The 4,841-nt window shown below is 54.4% G+C and carries 3 protein-coding genes and 1 tRNA gene; 3 read left to right on the plus strand and 1 reads right to left on the minus strand.

Going from position 1 to position 4,841, the window contains the following annotated elements:
• Positions 1–61 precede the first annotated feature (61 nt).
• Positions 62–137 (plus strand) — tRNA-Ala (locus ABYK60_RS18155).
• A gap of 332 nt (positions 138–469) precedes the next feature.
• On the opposite strand, the gene ABYK60_RS18160 is transcribed toward ABYK60_RS18155, so the two are convergent.
• Positions 470–2,299, minus strand: coding sequence for an ABC transporter ATP-binding protein (locus tag ABYK60_RS18160; protein ID WP_372873406.1), 1,830 nt, complete (start codon positions 2,297–2,299; stop codon positions 470–472).
• Positions 2,300–2,486: 187 nt separating this feature from the next.
• Between ABYK60_RS18160 and ABYK60_RS18165 the strand changes: the two genes are divergently transcribed.
• Complete coding sequence (locus ABYK60_RS18165; protein ID WP_372873404.1) at positions 2,487–4,094, plus strand: DNA-3-methyladenine glycosylase 2 family protein; 1,608 nt, start codon at positions 2,487–2,489, stop codon at positions 4,092–4,094.
• A gap of 83 nt (positions 4,095–4,177) precedes the next feature.
• Positions 4,178–4,711 carry a methylated-DNA--[protein]-cysteine S-methyltransferase gene (locus ABYK60_RS18170; RefSeq protein ID WP_372873405.1) on the plus strand — a complete coding sequence of 178 codons (534 nt, stop codon included), beginning with the start codon at positions 4,178–4,180 and terminating at the stop codon, positions 4,709–4,711.
• Positions 4,712–4,841 lie beyond the last annotated feature (130 nt).

Here is a 4,841-nt window from a genome sequence, read left to right on the forward strand (position 1 = left end):
GTTCGAATCCCCTAGGGGATGCCACAATTTCTGAAGTTTTTGCCAATTCAGCGAAGATTTCGGGGCTATAGCTCAGCTGGGAGAGCGCTTGCATGGCATGCAAGAGGTCCGCGGTTCGATCCCGCGTAGCTCCACCAAATATTAAACCACCCAATAGGGTGGTTTTTTCTTTTTGGGCTTTCGGTTTTGCTGGTCAGGTTTGTGTTTTCTTTCGGTATTTTGTTTACCCGCGGTATCTAAGCGTATCCCAATTTGGATCTATCCATCGCCTGCCGGGTCGCTTCAGCTTTGGAAAGTCACCAGAATCCCAACTCGTCTGCTATTCAATCGCTTCTTACTGCTGGCAATGATAAAAATGATTGGCGGCACATCCGCTTGTACACCAATCCCAAAAGGAAGCAAAAAGAGAATAAAAACAGCGGGTAATAAAAAGCCCAGCCTTGGCTGAGCTTTTTCTATCGAAGCTTTGTTACTCGGTGCCGAGGAAACCGCCAGTCTGGTGTGCCCACAGTTGGGCGTAAATCCCGCCGTGTGCGACCAGCTCTTTGTGGCTGCCTTGTTCAACGATTTTGCCGTTATCGAGCACGATAAGGCGGTCCATGGCGGCGATGGTCGACAGTCGGTGGGCAATGGCAATCACGGTTTTACCTTCCATCAGTTGATACAGGCTTTCCTGAATTGCCGCTTCCACTTCCGAGTCGAGCGCCGAGGTGGCCTCATCCAAAATCAGAATGGGCGCGTCTTTCAGTAGCACCCGGGCGATGGCGATGCGCTGGCGCTGACCGCCAGAAAGCTTCACGCCACGCTCGCCCACCATGGCATCCAAACCATGGTTGCCAGATGGATCGCTTAGCTGCTCAATAAACTCCCGTGCCTGAGCTCGGTCGATGGCATTGTTAAGCTCTTCTTCGCTGGCATCGGGTCGACCATAAAGGATGTTCTCACGAATAGTGCGGTGCAGCAGCGAAGTATCCTGGGTAACCATGCCAATGTGAGCCCGCAGCGAATCCTGAGTAACTTCCTGAATCGCTTGATTATCGATACGGATTTCGCCTTTCTCAACATCGTAAAAGCGCATCAGCAGGTTCACCAGAGTCGACTTACCGGCGCCGGAGCGACCAACCAGGCCCACTTTTTCGCCCGGGCGGATATTGAGATCCAACCCTTCAATCACGCCGCTGCCTTCACCATAGTGGAAGCTCACCCCCTGATAGCGGATTTCCCCTTTGCTGACCTGCAGCGCGTTGGCATTGGGGGCGTCCTTAATTTGCGTGGGTTTGGACAGGGTATTCATACCATCCACCACAGTGCCAATGTTTTCAAACAGTGAGCTGACCTCCCACATGATCCACTGACTCATGCCGTTGAGGCGCAGTGCCAGGCTCACTGCAATGGCAATGGCACCAATGGTGATGGCTTGCTCGGTCCACAGCGCAATAGCGATAGCAGCCACGGCGAAAACCAGCACATAGTTGATGATTTGCACGCTGACATTAAGCCCTGTCACCAGGCGCATTTGCCGGTACACGGTATCCAAAAAGCCGCCCATGGCGTCGCGGGCATAATCCGCTTCACGCTGGGTGTGGGAAAACAGCTTCACGGTTGAAATATTGGTGTAGCTGTCAACTATGCGTCCGGTCATGGTGGAACGCGCATCTGCCTGCTCGGTAGAGACGCGTTTCAGCCGTGGAATAAAGTAAATCTGCAGGCCAATGTAGATCCCAAGCCATACCAACATCGGGATCATCAGTCGCCAGTCACTGCTGGCAATGATGACCAGCATCGAAGTGAAATACACCAGAATGTACACGGCAACATCGAGCAACTTCATCACGGTTTCCCGCACTGCCAGCGCTGACTGCATCACCTTGGTCGCAATTCGTCCGGCAAATTCATTCTGATAAAAACCAATGCTTTGCTTCAATAAGTAGCGGTGTGCAAGCCAGCGAATAGACATGGGGTAATTGCCCAGCAAGCTTTGGTAGGCAATCAGCGCGTGCAGCAGCACCAAAACAGGAATGGCAACAAGCACCAACAGGGTCATTCCAAGCAGATAAGTGCCTTCATCCTGAAGCAGGCTGCCGGGGTCTTTATTGGCAAGCCAGTCAACCAATTGCCCCATAAATCCGAATAGAGACACTTCGAGCATGGCGAGGATGGCGGTGAGCACCGACATGCAAATGAGCGGAATTTCAAAGCCTTTGGTGTAATGACGACAAAAAGCAAACAGCGTTGATGGTGGCTGCGAAGCACCCGATTCGGGCAGGGCAGTGGTCCAGCGCTCGAACAGTCTAAACAGGGTTTTCATGGCAATGTCTTAATGAATAACGAGTTGCATTTACTGGTGGCACAGCATATCGCAAATACTTACTGGGTGTTGCTTTTTCAGTATCTGATATTGAGGGCCGATTTCCGCTGGTTGGTATTTGGTGCCTGAGGTAGAGTGAAGCCATTGCTGAAAACGTACGATTAATCAAGGAAAGACCATGTCTTTGCCACTGCCGAGTTCCGAAACCTGTCAGCGTGCTCGTTTAAGCAGGGACGCCCGCTTCGATGGGCTGTTTTTTACCGGCGTATTTTCCACTGGGATCTACTGCCGTCCGGTGTGCCCGGCGCCGTCGCCCAAAGAAGAAAATGTGCGTTACTTCGCGACAGCGCAGGCTGCAGCGGCCGCCGGATTACGCCCCTGTCTGCGCTGCCGTCCGGAGTCCGCACCGGGCTCAGCCCCCTGGCGCGGTACAGCAACCACCTTAAGTCGTGCCATGGCGCTGATAGACACAGGAGCCCTTAATGCAAAGGAACGCGACGGCACCGCAGCCATGGAGGCGCTGGCGGCGAGGCTGGGGGTGGGGAGCCGCTATTTACGCAAGTTGTTTCATGAGCAATTGGGTATGTCACCCAAGGCCTACGGTGATTACCGGCGTTTGCTGCTCGCCAAGGCATTGTTGCATCAAACAGAATTACCCATTACTGACATCGCCTTTGCAGCAGGGTACGGTTCACTGCGCCGCTTTAATGAAGTGTTCAAGGCCACGTTGAACCTGACACCGGGGCAGGTGAGGGCATCTTCGCGCTCGAGCAAACTGTTTAGTTCGCCAAGTGAGGGGCTCTATCTGATGCTCGGCTTCAGGCCGCCCTATGATTTTAGGGCGCTGAGACAGTTTTTTATGGTTCGGGCCATTGAAGGTGCCGAGTGGTTTGTCAGCGCAGATGGCACGCCTTGCTATGGCCGTACGCTGCGAGTTGAAGGCGATAAGGGATGGTTTGAAGCCAGTTTGATCCCGGGCAAGCATGCGCTGAGGGTACACATCTATCCCGGTAAAGACAGCAGTAAACTGAGTCATTGGCTCAGTGAAATCAAGCGGGTGCTCGATGTAGATGCCAATCTTTCGCTGATTGCGGAGCACATTGGCGCAGTGGTGCGCCGGATGTCAGCGAGCAACGTCAGCAGTAAGTTGGATGCGGGCGGCGACATGGCCGGGTGTGACACCACATCTGCTGCCGCAGAGCCGTACCTGCCTTTACTGCCAGTCATGCCACTACCCGGCGCGGGGAGCTTATTTGAGGCAGGCTGCAGGGCTGTATTAGGACAACAGGTAAGCCTGGTACAGGCTACTAAGCTATTGAATCAGTTGGTGGATGAATCCTCTGGATATATTGAGCTTGGTGGCCGCCACTGCCGTTTGTTTCCCAAGCCAGAGGCTGTTGAGAGGGCGAGCCTCGAGAGCCTGAAAATGCCCGGCGCCCGAAAGCTTGCGCTGCAGGCACTGGCAGCAGCGTTCAGAGACACAGAGCCGAGCGCGCAGACGCTGCTGGCACTGAAAGGAATAGGTCCATGGACAGTCAGCTATGCATGTATGCGCGGTTTATCCGAGCCGGATGTGCTTCTGACAGGGGATTTGGTTGTCCGGCAGCGACTGGCAATGCTGGGGATAGAGGCTGCAAACAATAAAAGTGCAAAAAGCAGTCAAGCCGGTAAGCGTCAGCCGCGTACGCTGGCCCTGGATGAGCTTATAGCGGGCGCATCGCCCTGGGGCAGTTATTTAACGCTGGCGCTGTGGCATCTGGATTTGGCATCCAAACCACAGCACTAACGCCGCTCGGAGAAACAGCCGCTGTGCTCTGCTGTGAGTCAACGTTGGCGAAAGCTCGTGAATATATTGAAAAGGAAAAGCGTATGACAACCAAGCAAACCAGGCTCACCTTTGCTGCCCCGGCGCCTTGCGTGGCCCTTTGCGAGCTTCAATCGCCGGTTGGTTCCCTGTGGCTTGGAGCCAGCGCGGCAGGGCTGATGCATCTGGTTGCATCGCCAACGCTGACGGCAGAGCAGGGCGCCAGTGCCGATAGCATCAGGGCCGCGAAGGCGCATTTGCATGATGCCTGCGCACAGCTTAACGACTATTTTGCCGGTAGCCTTGACGGTTTCGAGCTGACTCTGGCGCCGAAGGGCACTGATTTTCAGCGGGATGTCTGGCGGGCGCTGGCGGCCATACCTTTCGGTGAAACTTGCAGCTACAGTGACATTGCCAATCGCGTCGCCCGTCCAAAAGCGGTGCGGGCCGTTGGTGCCGCCAATGGCGCCAATCCTATTGCCATTATAGTGCCCTGCCACAGGGTTATAGGCAAAGGTGGCAGCTTAACCGGTTATGCCTGGGGGCTTGAGATGAAATCCGCATTACTGTCGCTCGAATCCCGCCAAATGACGTTTTAACGTACGGGATCGGAAAAATACTGAGCTCTGTCAAATCCCCTGCGGTGGGCAATCTGGCATAATGGCGCCATTACACCTGACGGGGATTGATATGAAACACCTGTATTGGATGGTTGATGGGGTACTGGCA

The sequence above is a fragment of the Shewanella sp. genome, assembly GCF_041630135.1.
Lineage (GTDB): Bacteria > Pseudomonadota > Gammaproteobacteria > Enterobacterales > Shewanellaceae > Shewanella.

What these genes read in the sequence shown, in the direction of transcription:
- ABYK60_RS18170 (WP_372873405.1), top strand. Translation starts at nt 4,178, where the DNA reads ATGACAACCAAGCAAACCAGGCTCACCTTTGCTGCCCCGGCGCCTTGC.
- ABYK60_RS18165 (WP_372873404.1), top strand. Translation starts at nt 2,487, where the DNA reads ATGTCTTTGCCACTGCCGAGTTCCGAAACCTGTCAGCGTGCTCGTTTA.